We start from the raw sequence: 16,228 nt of genomic DNA on the forward strand, positions 1-16,228 counted from the left end.
GGCTGGGAATATTCGTCTTTTACTATTTTAACGAGCCTTGTCTCGCCGGAAGGAAGCTCTTCGCCGCGGTAAAGAATCGTGAAGCCGTTTTCGCCGATCGGCTCAAGCGACTTTTCATTTACGTTCCAAGCCAATGGAATGCCCTCCGATAAACTGCTTTGTTTCATTTCATTGTACTTTTTCACAGGGGTGGAAGCAACCATTAATCCCAATATCCGCCATCAGAAGAAGCTTGCTGCCAGCGTTTGCAGCACCGGAAGCGGAACGGGAAGTAAAGATTTTCGGCGCAGCATGGCTTCACGAAGCAATTTCCGATATAATGAATGTCAAAAAGATATCAGTGTAAGCGGAGGAACATTCATGAAGGTCGCTATTACAGGGGGGACCGGCTTTGTCGGCAAGCATTTGACCCAGTTGTTTTTACAAAGAAAAGATACGGTAATCCTCATTTCACGGAAAAAGCGACGTTCGGATCATCCGTTGATTCGCCATATGACATGGGATGAACTGGAAAATAACATTAAACCGCTGGAGGGTGTCGACGCGATCGTTAATCTTGCCGGGGAAACGATCAACCAGCGCTGGACGGAGGAAGCCAAGAAGCGGATTCTGGAATCGCGTCTGGATGCGGTTAACCGCGTCCAAGCCCTGATCGAACAGCTGGATAAAAAGCCTGTATTGGTGAATGCGTCCGGCATGTCGATCTATGGCACGTCAGAGACCGAGTCGTTCACGGAGGAAAGCGAGCTGCGCGTAGAGGATTTTTTGTCCGGTGTCGTCGACCAATGGGAGATGGCAGCGGAGCATATCCCCGATACGCGCGTCGTTCTGCTGCGGATCGGACTTGTGCTTGGCAAAGACGGGGGCGCTTTTCCGAAGATGAGCTTGCCATTTAAGCTCGGTGTCGGCGGACGGGTCGGCAGCGGACGTCAAATCATGTCGTGGATTCATATCGAAGACCTGTGCCGGATGATTGAGTTCTGCATCGAGCACGAAGAGATCGAGGGGCCGGTCAATGCGACAGCGCCGATTCCGGTGACGTACGACCAGTTCGGACGCAGCTTGGCCAAGGCGCTTCGCCGGCCGTACTGGTTTCCGGTTCCGGCATTTGTGCTGAAAGCGATGTTCGGCGAAATGTCCGAGCTTCTGTTGAAGGGTCAGCAAGTATTTCCGAAAGTCGTCACCGACCTCGGATTTCGTTATAAATATTCGGTTATCGAACATGCGCTGGAAAATCTGGTTCGCTCCGGCAAGAAAGGGTGAACGCGAGATGATCGAATACGGCAATCCGGACATCCGTGAGCTGCGGTTCGCGCGGTTTCGTTCCCGGGCAGTGGTGCGCAGTGAGCAGTGGATCGATGTGGAAGTAAGTCTGGAGCTGGAAGAGGGCAGCGAGGCGCCGGAAGGGATTGTGGAACTAGGTGCGCTCATCGTCTGTACGCGCCGGGGCGATATCGTCGAGATCGTCCCGCAGGACGAAGGAAGAGACTGCGAATACCAGTTCACGGAGCAGGAAAAAGCGCAGCTGCGGACGTATTATGAACGGATAGTCCGGCCGACGGTGGAAACAATGCGCTAAAAAAGATTGAAGCCGCAATTGGCTTCAATCTTTTTTGTTCTTCGCCATCGCGGCTTTCAGCGCTTCTTCCAGGCTGGACCCGAGCGAAATGTTATCGCTGTACTGTTTGGCGAGCTGGGCTTGCTGCCGCTTGGCCGCGCGTCCACCGCCTCCGGATTCGCCAAGCATCTCGACCACGTTGCACGGACGGCACTGCGCGTATTTGCCCGCTTTGCCCGTATGAATCTCCATCCGCTTATGGCATTGCGGGCAACGCTTGTTCGAAAGCGCAGGCTCCGCAGCTCGTTTATACGCGCATTCCCGGTCGCTGCACACAAGCAATTTGCCGCGCTTGCTCTTGATCTCCTGCAGCGGCTTGCCGCACTCGGGGCAGCGGGAATGGGTCAGATTGTGCGGCTTGTATTCGGCTTCGCTTACCTTCACTTCCCGGACAATGGCCTCGGTTTGCTTACGGATGCTCTCCATAAACTTGCCGGCGTCGCCTTTGCCTTTGGAGATCCGCTCCAGTTCCTGCTCCCAAGCGGCCGTCAGCTCCGGGGTGCGAAGCTCGGGCACGACGAGCTCGATCAATTGGGCGCCTTTGCCGGTCGGCTGGAGCGTATTCATGCGACGCTCGATCGTATCGGTCTGCAGCAGCTTCTCGATAATATCGGCGCGGGTCGCCGGCGTGCCGAGGTTGTGCTTCTCCATGACCGCGAGCAGCGCCGCCTCGGTGTAACGGCCTGGCGGCTTGGTCGTCTGCTTGTGCTGGCTGAGCCGGAACTCCTTCAGCTCCATCCCGGGCTGAAGCGGGGGCAGCGTTTGCCGGGAGGCCGGCTCGTCTTCGGCCGCATCGTCGTCCTCGTCTGCGCCGGCCGATGCTTCATATAACGCCTTCCAGCCCGCTTCTTTGACGATTCGCCCTTTGGCGTGGAAATGCTCTCCTCCGACCTCCAGCGTCACCGACGTCTCGTCATAGCGGAACGCCGAAGAGAACAACGCGATGAACCGGCGCACGATCAGGTCGTACAGCTTGCGCTCCTCGGCCGTCAGATTGTGCAGCTGCGGGCGTTCGTCCGTCGGAATGATCGCATGGTGGTCCGATACTTTGCTGTCATCGACGACGCGCTTGGAGACCGGCAGCGGCTTCGCAAGCAGCGGCTTGATCCAAGCCGCGTAAGGCTGAACGTTCAACGCCTTCAGCTGGTCGGGAAGCGTAGAGACCATGTCCGAGGACAAGTACCGCGAATCGGTGCGCGGATACGTAACAAGCTTGTGCTGCTCATACAGCCGCTGGAGCACGTTCGACGTCTGCTTCGCGGTGAAGCCGTGCCGCTTGTTGGCATCGCGCTGCAGCTCGGTCAAATCGTAGGCAAGCGGATGGGGCTCGCTCTTCTCCGCGACTTTAAGCTGCGCAACCTTGGCCGAGCGCACCTTATTCAAGCGTTCGAGCAGCGCGTCGGCTGCGGCTTTATCAAACAGGCGGCCGTCCGGATGCGCCTGGCTCCGCCAAACTGCCTGAAACGAGCCGAACTGCGCCCGCAGCATCCAGTAGTCCTTCGCCTGGAACGCTTTGATCTCGCGCTCGCGGTCCATCATCGCCGCGAGCGTCGGCGTCTGTACGCGTCCGGCCGCCAGCTGGGCGTTATGCTTGCAGGTCAAGGCGCGCGTAATGTTGAGTCCGATTAGCCAGTCCGCCTCCGCCCGGCAAACGGCGGATCGGTAGAGAGGATCGTATGACTTTCCGGGCTTCAGCGCAGCGAAGCCGTCGCGGATCGCCTTGTCCGTTTGCGAGGAAATCCAGAGCCGCTTGAACGGTTTTTTCCAGTGAACCATTTCCATAATCCAACGGGCGACCAGCTCGCCTTCGCGTCCGGCGTCGGTTGCAATGATGAGCTGCTCCAGATCGCTGCGCTTCGCAAGCTGGGCAATCGCCTTAAATTGCGGCGTCGTTTCGCGAATGATTTTCAGCTTCATCCGCGAGGGCAGCAGCGGCAAATCGTCCAAATTCCAGTTTTTGTACTTTGGATCGTATTCCTCAGGCTCGGCCAGCGTGACCAGATGTCCCAATGCCCAAGTCACCACGTACCCGGGGCCCTCCATATAATGCTTATGCTTTTGATGGCAGCCCAGGACGCGCGCGATTTCTTTGGCGACACTAGGTTTTTCCGCCAATACGAGTGATTTCATGATAGGCTCCTTTCAACGGGGTTCGTTTATTCTTAACACAATAGTACAATAGTCCTAACACTTTTTTAATACGTGTCTGCTATGATCGACAGCACAGAGAAATAGAGGGGGTGCGGTCTATGTTTCAATTATTTATCGCTAATTTGGCATTATTAACTGCATTTATGTTTTTGTCAAGCCGCATCCTGCGCAACCACGAACGGAAGCCGTCTCTGCCGGTTAAACTGCGTCTCGTTATTGGAGGGGCGCATGGCTTATTCGGCATTTTACTGATGTTCTTCAGTGTCAGGGTCGACGGGTCGACCATTCTGGATTTTCGGCAGATCGCCATTATCGCCGCAGCGCATTTCGGAGGGATCTACGCTTCTGCGGCGACGGGCTTGATCATCGCGATCGGCCGGATTGCGATGTTCGGGGTGAATACGTCTTCTATGACGGCAGCTACGACAGCTGTGCTTCTCGGCTTGATCAGCGGCATCGTTGCGATGCGCATTACGGATTATTGGAAAAAATGGCTTATTTCCATCGCGGCGGGCATTGGCGTCATCACCTCCAGCTTGTTCTTCCTGCTCGGATGGCAGAGCTGGAAAGTGAACCTTTACTTTATCGCCATTATTTTGTCCGGCGGTCTGTTCGTCGCATACCTGATCCGCTATTTGACCGACGCCAACCGTCTCGTTTATCAATTGGAGGAAAGCGAAGCCAAATATCGGCGCTCGTTTACGCTGCAGGAGGCGATTTTCCGCTCGGCGACGGGCGTTGCGATTATTTTCACGGACCCGACCGGTGTCGCTAAAGTGTTCAATCCGGGGGCGGAACGGATGTTCGGAATTCGCGCCGAGGAAGCGATCGGGCGGCGGGTTCCAGGTACGATTGTGGACCCTGCGGAATTTGCGCTGAGAAAACAGGAGCTTCAGCTTCAGCTCGCACGACCGGTAGAAGATTTGGAAGTATTCGTGGCAGGCTTGTCCGAAGGAAAAGGCCACGAGCAGGAATGGACCTTTGTCCGGAGCGGCGGAGAGCGATTTCACGTACACTTGATGCTCAGTGAAGTAAGGGAACGTGGGGACCGCTTGCTTGGCTATTTGGCGATTATCGTCGACAGGACGGAGTCGAAGCGGGCTGAAGAGACGATGATGCAGGCCAACCGCATGCTGGAGCAGCTAACGCGCCGCGACGGGCTGACGGGAGCGGCGAACCGCCGGGCATTCGACGAATTTCTCGATGCGGCCTGGGCGACAGCGGCGATGTATTCACAGTCGCTATCCGTCATTATGCTCGACATCGATTGCTTCAAAGCGTATAACGATACGTACGGTCATCAAGGCGGAGACGCTTGTCTGAAACAGGTTGCAGACGCTCTGCAGCGAGTCGTCGGCAGCATGGACGGTCTCGCTGCCCGCTATGGCGGCGAGGAGTTTGCGGTGATCCTGACGGCCTGCGGAAGGGTGCAGGCAGCCGCCGTAGCAGAGAGCATTCGCCGGGGAGTGGAAACGCTTCGTATCCGGCATATCGGATCGTCGGTGTCCGAGTACGTCACGGTCAGCGTCGGCGCCGCTTCGGCCATTCCATATGCGGGGCTCTCGCCGCTCGAATTGGTCGGCATGGCGGACAAGGCGCTGTATCGGGCCAAGCAGGAGGGACGCAACCGGAGCGAAAGCTATCAGCCGGGGAGTTAACCGGGGGATGCCGAGGCTAACGGCGCAAATAGAGCTGCCGGTATTCCGTCGGCGTCATGCCTTCCTGCTCCAGAAATCGCTTGTTGTAGTAGCTGACGCTCGGATAGCCGGCGCGTTCGGCAATTTCCTTCACCGTCAGCTGCGGCTGCTCCAGCAGCCATTGCTTGCTGTTCTGCAGACGGCACAGCGTAATAAAGGTCATCGGCGTCAGATGAGTCGCTTTCTTGAACAGGCGGCAAAAATAATAGCTGCTGACGCCGGCCCGGTCCGCCCAATGCTGCAAATCGAACGGCAGGCAGGCATCGCGCTGCATTTCGGGCAAGAGCTCCGAAATCCGGTTGTCGGCCTCGGGGCTTCGGGCTTCGGACCAGGGAACCGCTTGTGTGACAAACTCCGCCAGGATCGCGTAAGTCAGCGTCGAGACGCGGGTCAACTGCCAAAACCCGTTCTGCTCCAGCTCCTCCAGCAAATCCGCCAAAGCCTGCTCAAGCGGCTTCCACTGCGGTATTTTCCACAAGGGCTTCGGCCCGATGCCCCGTTCCAACAAAAACTCCTTCAGCGTTTTTCCGTAAAAATGCACCCACCGCACTTCCCAAGGATCGTCCTTGCTGCTGTAGTACCTTTGCGATTGTAAAGGGAAGTAGAGAAAGGCGTCCCCACGGTGCAGCGTATGCTGCTGTCCGTCGGTTTCCAGATAGCCTTTGCCGTCCACAATCAGATGGATGCTGAAATTGTTGAGAGCTCCCGCTTTGCGCAGCACCTCATGCTCGGGGTCCTTGTACCAGCCGACCGATTCGGGCAGCAGCAAATATTCGTGCTCGTTAAGCGTCGGCAGAAAGCTTTGGCGCCGCATTTTTACTTCTCCTTTTAAATGACAATATTGTTTTATTCGACTGCAAAAAGATGTTATTTTCATTTTATTCCAGGATCAATATAATGACAATATCTTAGCATATTCATCCAAACCAAGCTGAAGGAGCGATGAGGGAATGAGGGAAAACAAGATTCGTTGGGGGGTCATCGGCTGCGCCGGTATCGCCGTACGCTCGGTCATTCCGGGGATTCAACAATCGGTTACCGGCACCGTGGCGGCCATTGCCAGCCGAGGTCAGGACAAAGCGAAGGAAACGGCGGAGCGGCTGAATATCCCGAAGGCGTATGGAAGCTACGAGGAGCTGCTTGCCGATCCCGGGATTGATGCCGTTTACATTCCGCTGCCGAACCATTTGCACAAGGAATGGACGATCCGCGCCGCAGAGGCGGGCAAGCACGTGCTGTGCGAGAAGCCGGCCGCGATCGATGCGGCGGAAGCCGGGGAGATGGCGGAAGCTTGCCGCCGGGCGGGCGTGACGTTCGCCGAAGCGTTCATGTACCGCTATCATCCGCGCTATGCGGCCATAAAAGCTGTGATCCGGAGCGGGGAAATCGGCGAGATCCGCGCCATCCACGGCGCCTTCACCTTCAATAATGCGAAGGATGCGGACAACGTTCGCTACAAGCAATGGATGGGCGGCGGATCGATCTACGATGTCGGCGTGTATCCGATCAGCGCGGCGCGGTTCATTATGGAACGGGAGCCGGAAGCCGCGACGGTGCATGCCTTCTTCTCGCCGGAGCACGATCACGTCGACATGATGGCTTCGGGACTGCTCGAATTTGCCGGCGGCGTTGCGCTTACTTTCGATTGCGGGATGTGGGCGGCCGGGCGCAATACGCTGGAGATCGTCGGAACGGAGGGGCGGATCGAGGTGCCGTCCGCGTACGTTGCCCATGAAAACGCGCAGGATCATTTTTATGTCTATGCCGGAGGGGAAAAGCGGGAAGTGGAGGTTCCTTACTTGAACCAATATACGCTTCAAGCTGACGCGTTCGGCCGGAACGTCCTGCACGGCGAACCGATGCCATTCGGACCGTCCGACGCGGTGAACAACATGCGCGCCGTCGACGCCTGCCTGACGTCAGCCCGGGAACGCCGCCGCGTGGAGTTGAACTTATAATCATGGGGAGGAACGAGACGTGAGAACGATTCGCATTGAGGGCTTGGAAAAACCGGTGTCGTGCCTGATTCAAGGGTCGGATTATTTCAGCATGGACATCTACGACAAGGTCTGCGGCGTGCTCGACGCGTTCTTCAAGGTCGGAGGCAATACGATCGATACGGCTCACGTCTATGGCGGCGGGAACAGCGAGCGCACGATCGGCCAATGGATGAAGGACAGGGGGAACCGGGCCGATGTGATCCTTTTGACCAAAGGGGCCCATCACGACAGCAGCGGACCGCGAGTAACGCCCGAAGCGATCGCCAGCGATTTGAACGAAAGCCTGGAGCGGCTCGGCACCGATTATGTGGATTTGTATGCGCTGCATCGGGACGATCCGTCCGTACCGGTCGGCGCGATCATCGAAGCGCTTAACGGGCATATCGCGGCAGGCCGCATCAGGGCGATCGGCGCCTCCAACTGGACCGTGCAGCGGCTGCAGGAGGCGAACGACTATGCGGCGGCGAACGGCTTAACCGGGTTCGCGTTCAGCAGCCCGAATCTAAGCCTGGCCAAAGCGAAGGAGCCGTTCTGGGCGGGCTGCGTTTCGGCCTACGCCGACGATTGCGCGTGGCACGAGCGGAACCGCTTCCCGCTGCTGTCCTGGTCGTCGCAGGCCCGGGGCTTTTTCACCGGGCGCTATACGCCCGAGGTGACGGATAACGCCGACCTGGTGCGGGTGTTCTATAGCGACGATAACTGGGAACGTCTGCGCCGGACCGAGATGCTGGGCAAGCAAAAAGCCGCCAGCCCGATTCAGATCGCGCTTGCCTATGTGCTGAACCAGCCGTTCCCCGCTTGCGCATTGATCGGGGCGCAGACGCCGGAGGAGCTGGAGTCGTGCCGGCAAGGAGCGGACATCCGCTTAACGCGGGAGGAGCTGGACTGGCTGGAGCACGGGGAAGGGGATATTTAGGCTTGTCCGGGCCGAAATCGAAAGCGCTATTTGTCTGTAACAGCTTGCATCGGGAATTCCGCTGCAGGCTGTTTTTTTGTTTCCGCATGAACTTGTTGACGCGAAAAACGAGTTAAAGACGCTGAGTCCGGGATTGTGATATAATGATCGGACAAACGCCACCATTTGGAAGCGAGTGAAGCGCAAAGCATGAACGTGCGGGAGCAGTTCGGAAATATCGATATTTATTTGTTCGACCAGCTGCTGAAAGGGAGGATCGCTCCCGGGATGCGGTTGCTGGATGCAGGCTGCGGGAATGGGAGGAATCTGGTCCATTTTCTGCGAGAAGGATACGACCTGTGGGCCGTGGACCGGTCGGCTGAAGCGGTGGAAGCTGTCCGCGCTTTGGCTCGCGAGCTTGCGCCGCACGGAGAGCGCATTTCTTCGGAGGAGCGTTTCCGTATGGAACCGGTAGAGAAAATGAGCTTCGCCAACGATACGTTTGACGTTGTCATCTCTTGTGCGGTGCTGCATTTTGCCGAAAACGAAACTCATTTTCAGCAGATGGTATCGGAGCTTTGGCGGGTGCTGAAGCCGGGGGGCCTATTGTTCGTGCGTCTCGCTTCGGGTGAAGGTCTGGAGGACCGCATCCGTCCGCTTGGCGGCGGCCGGTATGTGCTGCCGGACGGCAGCGAGCGGTTTCTGGCCGACTCCGGGCTGCTGGAGCGAATGGCGGAAAAGCATCATGCTTTGCAGGTGGAGCCGCTGAAGACGGTGAACGTGGAGAACCTGCGGTGCATGACGACCTGGTGCTTGAAAAAGCCGCATATTTTATTTTTCGATCCGATCGAAGAACGGTCGGAAGAACGGTTGCCGGAGGGGACCGGCGAAACGGACGAAACAGAAACGGGAGGATGACTTAGATGAAGCTGAGAGTTTCGGCGGTACAATACCATTTGCATACGATTGGCAGCTTTGAGCAATTTGCCGCGCAGGTGACGAGTTACGTCAGGACGGCGGAGGAGTTCGAATCGGACTTCGTGCTGTTCCCGGAGCTGTTCACGACCCAGCTCATGTCCATAGGCCGGGGGGACGGGAGCGGCGAAGCGCTCCAGATCGGGGAGTTGCCGCAATACACGCGGCAGTATAAGGAGCTGTTCCAGGGACTGGCCCGCGAAACGGGCATGCACCTGATCGGAGGAACGCATATTATTGAAGAAAACGGCCGGTTGTACAATACGGCGTTTTTGTTCTATCCGGACGGCCGGGTCGCTGAACAGCGCAAGCTGCACATTACCCCGTGGGAAGTCAAAGGATGGAACATGGCGGCGGGCGATTCGCTGCAGGTGTTCGATACGGATAAAGGACGGATCGCGATCCTCGTTTGCTATGATATGGAGTTTCCAGAGATCGTCCGGATGGCCCGGGCGCGCGGGGCGGACGTTATTTTCTGCCCGTCGTGCACGGATGACCGGCACGCCTTCCACCGGGTACGGTATACGTGCCATGCCAGGACGATCGAGAACCAAATTTATGTGGTGGCGACCGGTACGGTCGGATCGCTGCCGACGGTCGATTTCATGCGGGGTAATTTCGGGCAGGCTGCGATCATTACGCCGAACGATGTGCCGTTCCCCCCTGGCGGCTTGATGACGGTCGGAGAGATCAACGACGATATGATCATTACCGGGGATTTGGACCTTGCGCTGCTGTATGAGGTGCGGGAAAAGGGCTCCGTTACGACCTGGAGAGACCGGCGTACCGATCTGTATCCGGATTGGAAGTAAGGGAGGAACGGCTGTGGACTCGTACCGGAAAGACATGTACGTATTCGACGGAGACCGTCCCGTTAAGGCGACGATCCGCTCTTACACCGAACGGGACTTCGCCGGCTTGATTCGGATTCAGCAGGAAAGCTTTCCGCCGCCGTTTCCTTCGGAGCTGTGGTGGAACGAGGAGCAGCTTAGGAATCACGTCGAACGGTTTCCCGAAGGCGCGCTCTGCGTGGAGATCGGCGGCGAACTGGCCGCATCGGTGACAGGCTTGCGGGTCGATTTCGATCCCGCGCATGCCGATCATACATGGGAGGAGATTACCGATGGAGGGTATATCCGCAACCATAATCCGTCCGGTAACACGCTTTATATCGTCGATATATGCGCACGCCCGGCTTACCGGAAGCTCGGCCTCGGCAAATGGCTGATGCTCTCCATGTACGAGGTGGTCGTCGAGCTGAAGCTGGAGCGGCTGCTCGGCGGCGGCCGGCTGCCCGGGTATCACCGGGTAGCCGACGAGATGACTGCCGAAGAGTACGTGCGCAGTGTATTGGAAGGGGAACGGAAAGATCCGGTGATGACGTTTCTTCTGCGGTGCGGACGAACGCCGGTGAAATTGGTTTCTAATTATTTGGAAGATGAAGAATCTCTGAATTACGCGATGCTGATGGAATGGCGCAATCCGTTTCTCGCCACGAAGCAGGGATAGGCGTACGGACGGGATACACGCTTCGCAACCGTCTGTCCAGTTAAGTCTGCTCCGCCAGTAATTTCGCGGTAACGGCCGGATGCGAAACCGGGAACTGATGGCCGTACGAAACGAGCCGCGTGTTTGTCTGATTCCGGTATGCTTCCGGCAAAGCATAGGCGCGATCCTTCGTGCCCCAGATGACCGTCGTATGGAGCGAGGCCGGAAGAACGGGCGTCACCGGCTTTGCAGGCAGCTTCCGATAAAGTGAATGCAGCATATCCGCGTTCGCTGCGGCGATGCGCGGGGAAGTCAAGCTGCGGACGATGGCTTCGACGTAGCCGTCCGGGATTTCCTCCGGCGCCGCAAAAACGCCTTCCCGCAGCATTGTGTTTCGCATCGCCCGGGCCGACATGAGGCGAAGGGCGGCGGAAGCCGTACGGCGGGTGCCGCTGACCGCCCGGTGCAATGCCCCAACCTCGGGGCGGTGCAGAACCGGCTGAAGCAGCGTTAGCGTGCTGAGCTTCCCTCCCGCGGCCCCCTTGGCCGTTTCGAGGGCGATTTGCGCGCCGAAGGAGTGCCCGACCAGCCGGACCGGAACGGGGGAATCCGCAATCGCTGCGCTTACCGCGTTCGCGTAGCTTTCCAGGCTGTGCCGGCCCTCCCGCAGCAAGGGCGAACGGCCGAAGCCCGGCAAGTCAAGCAGCCACACCGGGTTTCCGGTGCTGGCATGGAGATGCTCGGCGAGCGGTACGAAGTCGTCGGCGCCGCTCAGCAGTCCGTGCACGATAACCCAAGGCTCACCGAGACCTTCCCGCACAAGCGCGGCAAGGTCTCCTTTGCGTTCGCGGGTCCAATGCTCAGGCTCCGCCGCGCCCGGATGCGTGAGCCGGTAATCCAGATCAGCCACGACCATCGGCAGCAGCTCCGTAACCTCCAGTGGCTTTGCTCCCATCCGTCCGATAAGCTTCTCCGTCGTTTTCGTATCGAACGACCGCTCCGTGATAAATGCTATCGATTCGGCGGGAATGCCGGTCAGACGGCCGAGTCCGGTCTTCATGACACCGCGGAGCAGGGAAACCGGCAGCGCTCCCCGGGGAGCGGGGACGGCAAGCTCCCGGGCGATGAGATCGAGCAACTCCTTCATATTCGGGCCGGCTTCCTTGCGCCCCAGCACATTGTAGGTGCCGCCTTCAGGCTTGGCTTCGCGGGCCAGGTGGACGATTATGCCGGCCAGAGCGTCGTTGGCCACGAGTGGGACCCAATGGGAAGCGCCGCCCGGTACGACCGGCATCAGCCCTTTTCTAACCGCATGCACGAGGATGCCGAGTCCGCCGGTTTGTTCCGTTGCACCTGTAGGGCTCGCCCCGACGACGGTGCTCGGATTGACGACCGACAGCGGATAACCGTGCCGCAGCGCCTGCTGTCGAATGAGCAAATCGGCCAAAAACTTCATCCGTTCGTAAGGGCCTTCGCCTTTCATAAAATCATCCATGTGGAATACGTCTGCATCCGGGTCGACGTTCCCGTCGTGAATCGGGCTCATGTAGCCGACGACATGGATGAAATGGCGAAGCCCGCGCGCTTTATGAACCCTCTCCGCCAGCTCCGCAAGATGCCGTGAGCCTTCGAGAAACGTCCGCTGCGCCTTGGCGTTATCTAGTGTAATGCTCATCGGGCCTCCCGCATGAATGATGACATCGGCTTGCATCGCCCGATTGTAGTCGGCGGGATTCAACCCGAGGTTCGGCTCGGATAAATCGCCTTTCAAGAACTGAATCCGCTCCGCGGCATCGCCGCCGCCGAATCCTTGCTTGCTCAAAGCGGCCGCCGCTTTTTCCGGAGAACGGACCAATAGCAGCAGCCGCTCCTCACCCTGAGCCAACTGCTTCAACACTTGTTTCCCAATAAATCCGGTGCTGCCCGTAATCAATAATTCCGACATTGCTGCTCCTCCTTATGATCATATCATTAGTACTGATTAGTTCTAATCGAAGTTAAAAAAAGATGCTTCCGCTAGCGGGCTAGTGAAGCATTTGGCAAAAGCTGCGTACCGTCGTTTCCATGACAGACAAATCTTTTGTCGTCTCGGACAGTACGAGTGCGCCTTCCAAACAAGCGATAAACAGCAGGGCGGCCTGCTCGGGATCGAGCTGCTGACGAAATTCCCCTTTGGCGGCGCCTTGACGGAACAGCTTGACGAGCATGGGCCGCAGCTCGGTAAAAAACAGCGCGATCCGCTCTCTCACCGGCACTGCATTTTCCGGACACTGCAGATAGAGCGTCATGAACGGACAGCCGCCGTGGCCGTTTCGCCGGGCTATTCCTTCGGTTAAACCGTCCAGGAACGTCATGATCCTTTCTTCCACGGGCAGCTCGCTCCGGCTGAGCAGGGCGAATAAAGAGCGCTCGTAGGACTCGGCCCAATAATTGACGACGGCGAGAAGCAATTCCTCCTTGCTTTTGAAATGGTAGTAAATATTCGACTTGGATACTTGGCTTTCCCGCATGACATCGTCCATGCTCGTATACGAGTAGCCGCGCATAAGAAACAGCCCGGCGGCCGTTTCAATTACATGCTGGCGGTTGGACGGCGGAGAAGTGGTTTTGTTCTTGTTCATGGATAGAACTATACAGTACTATTGATTTGGAGTCAAGCCGCTTCCTAAAGCTGCCCCTGTTCCGGACGTTTATGGTCTCCGATTTTGGTAAACAATGGTCTAATGTAGCTTGCGGAACGTTAAGGAGGGAGCAATCTTTGGGAACGCGATGGAAAACTGCGGCAATTTCCGCTGTATCGCTGCTTGTGCTGAGCGGCTGTCAGCAAGACCAGCGGGCTTGGTTCGGACAAACAGAGAAGCCGCAGCACCGGCATGAGCCGAAGCAGACGGAAGATAGCGCCGCCGTGATGGCGAATGAAGCAAAGGAAGCCGTTCATGTGGACATCCTTGGCAAGCAGGGAACGGCGATTGGAAAGGCCAAGCTGACACCGGCCGGCCCGGGAGGCGGCGTGCGGATCGAACTGGAAGCGGCTTCGTTGCCGCCGGGGCCGCACGGCTTTCATGTGCATGAGACCGGCAAATGCGAGGCGCCGGACTTCGTCTCGGCCGGGGCACACTTCAATCCCGAGGGCCGGAAGCACGGCTTGAACAATCCGGAAGGACCTCATACCGGCGACCTTCCGAATCTCGAAGCGGATCAGCAAGGCAAGGTTAAGGCGGACTTTGTCGCCAAGCAGCTGACGCTGGAGGCAGGAAAGCCGAACTCGCTGCGCAAGTCCGGCGGCACGGCGTTCGTCATTCACGAGAAGGCGGACGATTTCAGGACGGACCCTGCCGGCAATGCGGGCGGTCGTATCGGCTGCGGCGCGATCCGATAAATAAACGGCGAATCGGCGGTTATAAATCGTACCGTCGATTCTTTTTTTGCATTCCTTGCTTTATCGGGCACGGTTAAACCACCGAAACAAGAGGAAGCCTACTACGACGCAGCCCAAGCCGATAAAGAACACCTTCAAATTTCGTTCGATCAGCATAAACATTTGCTCCCACTGCTCTCCGAAGACATACCCTACCGCAAAAAACGAAGCGACCCACAGCGTAGTGCCGGCATATGCATAGATGACAACCTTGCGATAAGGGACGCGGATAATGCCGATAAAATACCCGATGAACTGCCGGACGCCGGGAACGAAAAAGGCGATAAGCAGCAGCCTGTCCCCGTACTTGTCGTAGTACCGGCGTGTTTTCTCCACATGGGACGGCTTTAGGGACAGCCATTTGCCGTACCGCTCGATCAGCGGCATGCCAACCTTGTGCCCGATCCAATAAGTCACGGTCACGCCGATGAACGCCCCCGTCAGTGCCGCGGCAAAGGCAGGAAGCCGAGCGAGCACGCCTTTGAACGATAAATAACCGGTATAGGCCAAGGTGCTGTTTCCCGGAGGAATCGGCAGCGCAATAAAATCCAAAGGCAGACCGATCAGTAATACGAAATATCCGTACTGCTCAAACAACTGCTGGACGACATGCAACAGGTTCATCTCTACCTCTCCTCATCACTCCATTCCTTTTATCATAGTAGATCTTGCGAGTAAATAAAACCCGAAGCATTTCTGAACGAAGTCCTAAATAAATCTGAAGGTTATCTTAAGCTTAAGGCGAGCGGATTCGAACTTTTTGCCTCTATGACGAGGGGCGGCCTTGTAGTATACTAAAATTCGGCCTTTTTACGGCTTGATTCAGATACGACAGAAGGGACGCTCAAGATGAGATTTGACGTGGACTATATTTCGTTTTTTGTCATTCAAGTGGACGGGGAGGACGGAACGCCGGGCAAGCGCAGCAAGCACTACGTCACCATGGACGGTGACGATTACGCGTCGTGCGAGCTCAGCGGATTTCTGGACGGCGAGTTCGCCAAGACGGCAAAGCGCAAGGCCGAGCGTCATGCCAAAGCCGATCAGGTGCCGACCAAAATCGGCCGTTTTGCGGTCGAGCCCGGATATGATCTGGACAGCAACCCGAATTACAACTTGTTCGCCAGATTGCGCGCAGCCGAGACGCTGGAGCATTTCAAAGGCCATGCGGATGAGCTCGTCACAACTTACATGGATGCCAGCGCGATTCGCGGCGGGGCCATGTTTATCGTGCGCGCAAGGCTCAGTCAATATTCCGACGAGCCGTTCTTGTTCGTGTTCAAATGCGACTTCGAGCAAAAGATCGCTCGCATTACGGACGAGCGGAGTCTGCTCAATAAAGTCGAGATGGCGATCAACGCGAAAAATATGAAGTCGATCATGTATCCTTATATGCCGGAGCCGGGGATGACGGAGCTGTGGGAGCTGAAAATCCACCAGTCGTCGCATGCGCGGTACTTCGAGGATTTTTTGAAATACGTCGAATATGAAAAGTCCGTGCCCGAGCTGATGAACGAGCAGGTGTTCGGCTTCGTGCAGCAGTATGTCGAGGAAGTATTTGAAGACCAGCCGGAGGCCAAAGAGCGGGAGCTTGAGGCGATGGAGCTGTGGGCGTGCAGCGAACAGCGCGAGCTGCAGGAGAAATGGGATCAGGTGCAGGTGATGGAAGCGACGTCCGTTATGGTCGAGCAAAAACCGGACCTCGAAATGAAGCTCAAGCTCGGTAACATGTCCGTCCGCGCCTTGCTGGCCGATTTCGGCGACCGGCTGCATATTGCCAAGCTGGGCGACCGGTATGTCGTTGTGCTGGAGGGCGACTTGCAGTTCGACCGCGGGATCTCGCCGGTGGAGCTGCTGGCCCCAGAGCCGCTGGAATCGCTGATGGAACGGCTCAAGCGGAAAGCGGCGGAGGAAGAGCGCGAAGGGATTTATGCGTAAACGAAAGGGCTGTGCTCAGGCCGTTTAGTGGCAAACTAAGCTTGAGGC

At 57.3% G+C, this 16,228-nt stretch carries 15 protein-coding genes; 10 read left to right on the top strand and 5 right to left on the bottom strand.

The features are described 5' to 3' along the window. Nucleotides 1–360 precede the first annotated feature (360 nt). Nucleotides 361–1,263, top strand: a complete 903-nt coding sequence (locus QJ48_RS14265; RefSeq protein ID WP_054974234.1) for a TIGR01777 family oxidoreductase — start codon at nt 361–363, stop codon at nt 1,261–1,263. A 7-nt stretch (nt 1,264–1,270) separates the two neighbouring features. Next, nucleotides 1,271–1,579, top strand: coding sequence for a hypothetical protein (locus QJ48_RS14270; protein WP_054974235.1), 309 nt, complete (start codon nt 1,271–1,273; stop codon nt 1,577–1,579). 24 nt (nt 1,580–1,603) lie between these two features. Here the strand turns inward: QJ48_RS14270 and QJ48_RS14275 are convergent, their stop codons facing one another. Then, entirely contained in the window at nt 1,604–3,748 is a 2,145-nt protein-coding gene (locus QJ48_RS14275) for a DNA topoisomerase III (protein ID WP_054974236.1), read from the bottom strand. 119 nt (nt 3,749–3,867) lie between these two features. Between QJ48_RS14275 and QJ48_RS14280 the strand changes: the two genes are divergently transcribed. Beyond that, nucleotides 3,868–5,427 carry a diguanylate cyclase domain-containing protein gene (locus QJ48_RS14280; protein WP_054974237.1) on the top strand — a complete coding sequence of 520 codons (1,560 nt, stop codon included), beginning with the start codon at nt 3,868–3,870 and terminating at the stop codon, nt 5,425–5,427. A gap of 16 nt (nt 5,428–5,443) precedes the next feature. On the opposite strand, the gene QJ48_RS14285 is transcribed toward QJ48_RS14280, so the two are convergent. After that, nucleotides 5,444–6,280 carry an AraC family transcriptional regulator gene (locus QJ48_RS14285; protein ID WP_054974238.1) on the bottom strand — a complete coding sequence of 279 codons (837 nt, stop codon included), beginning with the start codon at nt 6,278–6,280 and terminating at the stop codon, nt 5,444–5,446. A 136-nt stretch (nt 6,281–6,416) separates the two neighbouring features. Between QJ48_RS14285 and QJ48_RS14290 the strand changes: the two genes are divergently transcribed. The 5 genes from QJ48_RS14290 to QJ48_RS14310 all read left to right on the top strand — a co-directional run bounded on the left by QJ48_RS14290 (nt 6,417) and on the right by QJ48_RS14310 (nt 10,845). Continuing rightward, nucleotides 6,417–7,424: a Gfo/Idh/MocA family protein gene (locus tag QJ48_RS14290; RefSeq protein ID WP_054974239.1), complete on the top strand. Its 1,008-nt coding sequence runs from the start codon at nt 6,417–6,419 to the stop codon at nt 7,422–7,424. Between the two features lie 19 nt (nt 7,425–7,443). Further along, complete coding sequence (locus QJ48_RS14295) at nt 7,444–8,382, top strand: aldo/keto reductase (protein ID WP_054974240.1); 939 nt, start codon at nt 7,444–7,446, stop codon at nt 8,380–8,382. A 165-nt stretch (nt 8,383–8,547) separates the two neighbouring features. Next, entirely contained in the window at nt 8,548–9,279 is a 732-nt protein-coding gene (locus QJ48_RS14300) for a bifunctional 2-polyprenyl-6-hydroxyphenol methylase/3-demethylubiquinol 3-O-methyltransferase UbiG (RefSeq protein WP_237762916.1), read from the top strand. Nucleotides 9,280–9,284: 5 nt separating this feature from the next. Further along, on the top strand, nt 9,285–10,148 hold the full coding sequence (locus QJ48_RS14305; protein WP_054974242.1) for a carbon-nitrogen hydrolase family protein: 864 nt from the start codon (nt 9,285–9,287) through the stop codon (nt 10,146–10,148). 34 nt (nt 10,149–10,182) lie between these two features. After that, complete coding sequence (locus QJ48_RS14310) at nt 10,183–10,845, top strand: GNAT family N-acetyltransferase (protein WP_054974269.1); 663 nt, start codon at nt 10,183–10,185, stop codon at nt 10,843–10,845. A 40-nt stretch (nt 10,846–10,885) separates the two neighbouring features. Here QJ48_RS14310 and QJ48_RS14315 read toward each other — a convergent pair whose 3' ends face one another. Both QJ48_RS14315 and QJ48_RS14320 read right to left on the bottom strand, forming a co-directional pair. Next, on the bottom strand, nt 10,886–12,769 hold the full coding sequence (locus QJ48_RS14315; protein ID WP_054974243.1) for an alpha/beta fold hydrolase: 1,884 nt from the start codon (nt 12,767–12,769) through the stop codon (nt 10,886–10,888). A 79-nt stretch (nt 12,770–12,848) separates the two neighbouring features. After that, a complete protein-coding gene (locus tag QJ48_RS14320; protein ID WP_054974244.1) occupies nt 12,849–13,445 on the bottom strand; it encodes a TetR/AcrR family transcriptional regulator in 597 nt (198 codons plus the stop codon). A 137-nt stretch (nt 13,446–13,582) separates the two neighbouring features. On the opposite strand from QJ48_RS14320, the gene QJ48_RS14325 reads away from it, so the two are divergent. Further along, nucleotides 13,583–14,203 (top strand): superoxide dismutase family protein, encoded by a 621-nt coding sequence (locus tag QJ48_RS14325; RefSeq protein ID WP_082420501.1) that lies wholly within the window; start codon nt 13,583–13,585, stop codon nt 14,201–14,203. Nucleotides 14,204–14,263: 60 nt separating this feature from the next. Here QJ48_RS14325 and QJ48_RS14330 read toward each other — a convergent pair whose 3' ends face one another. Further along, complete coding sequence (locus QJ48_RS14330; protein WP_054974245.1) at nt 14,264–14,866, bottom strand: DedA family protein; 603 nt, start codon at nt 14,864–14,866, stop codon at nt 14,264–14,266. Nucleotides 14,867–15,091: 225 nt separating this feature from the next. On the opposite strand from QJ48_RS14330, the gene QJ48_RS14335 reads away from it, so the two are divergent. After that, the gene (locus QJ48_RS14335; RefSeq protein ID WP_054974246.1) at nt 15,092–16,180 is read left to right on the top strand and encodes a DUF3900 domain-containing protein; all 1,089 of its coding nucleotides are present in this window, start codon (nt 15,092–15,094) and stop codon (nt 16,178–16,180) included. The last annotated feature ends 48 nt before the right edge of the window (nt 16,181–16,228 follow it).

The sequence above is a fragment of the Paenibacillus sp. A3 genome, from assembly GCF_001399685.1.
Lineage (GTDB): Bacteria > Bacillota > Bacilli > Paenibacillales > NBRC-103111 > Paenibacillus_G.

Bases quoted from the DNA above. Each gene is read 5' to 3' on its own strand.
- QJ48_RS14265 (WP_054974234.1), top strand. From the start codon at position 361: ATGAAGGTCGCTATTACAGGGGGGACCGGCTTTGTCGGCAAGCATTTG.
- QJ48_RS14270 (WP_054974235.1), top strand. From the start codon at position 1,271: ATGATCGAATACGGCAATCCGGACATCCGTGAGCTGCGGTTCGCGCGG.
- QJ48_RS14275 (WP_054974236.1), bottom strand. From the start codon at position 3,748: ATGAAATCACTCGTATTGGCGGAAAAACCTAGTGTCGCCAAAGAAATC.
- QJ48_RS14280 (WP_054974237.1), top strand. From the start codon at position 3,868: ATGTTTCAATTATTTATCGCTAATTTGGCATTATTAACTGCATTTATG.
- QJ48_RS14285 (WP_054974238.1), bottom strand. From the start codon at position 6,280: ATGCGGCGCCAAAGCTTTCTGCCGACGCTTAACGAGCACGAATATTTG.
- QJ48_RS14290 (WP_054974239.1), top strand. From the start codon at position 6,417: ATGAGGGAAAACAAGATTCGTTGGGGGGTCATCGGCTGCGCCGGTATC.
- QJ48_RS14305 (WP_054974242.1), top strand. From the start codon at position 9,285: ATGAAGCTGAGAGTTTCGGCGGTACAATACCATTTGCATACGATTGGC.
- QJ48_RS14310 (WP_054974269.1), top strand. From the start codon at position 10,183: ATGTACGTATTCGACGGAGACCGTCCCGTTAAGGCGACGATCCGCTCT.
- QJ48_RS14315 (WP_054974243.1), bottom strand. From the start codon at position 12,769: ATGTCGGAATTATTGATTACGGGCAGCACCGGATTTATTGGGAAACAA.
- QJ48_RS14320 (WP_054974244.1), bottom strand. From the start codon at position 13,445: ATGAACAAGAACAAAACCACTTCTCCGCCGTCCAACCGCCAGCATGTA.
- QJ48_RS14330 (WP_054974245.1), bottom strand. From the start codon at position 14,866: ATGAACCTGTTGCATGTCGTCCAGCAGTTGTTTGAGCAGTACGGATAT.
- QJ48_RS14335 (WP_054974246.1), top strand. From the start codon at position 15,092: ATGAGATTTGACGTGGACTATATTTCGTTTTTTGTCATTCAAGTGGAC.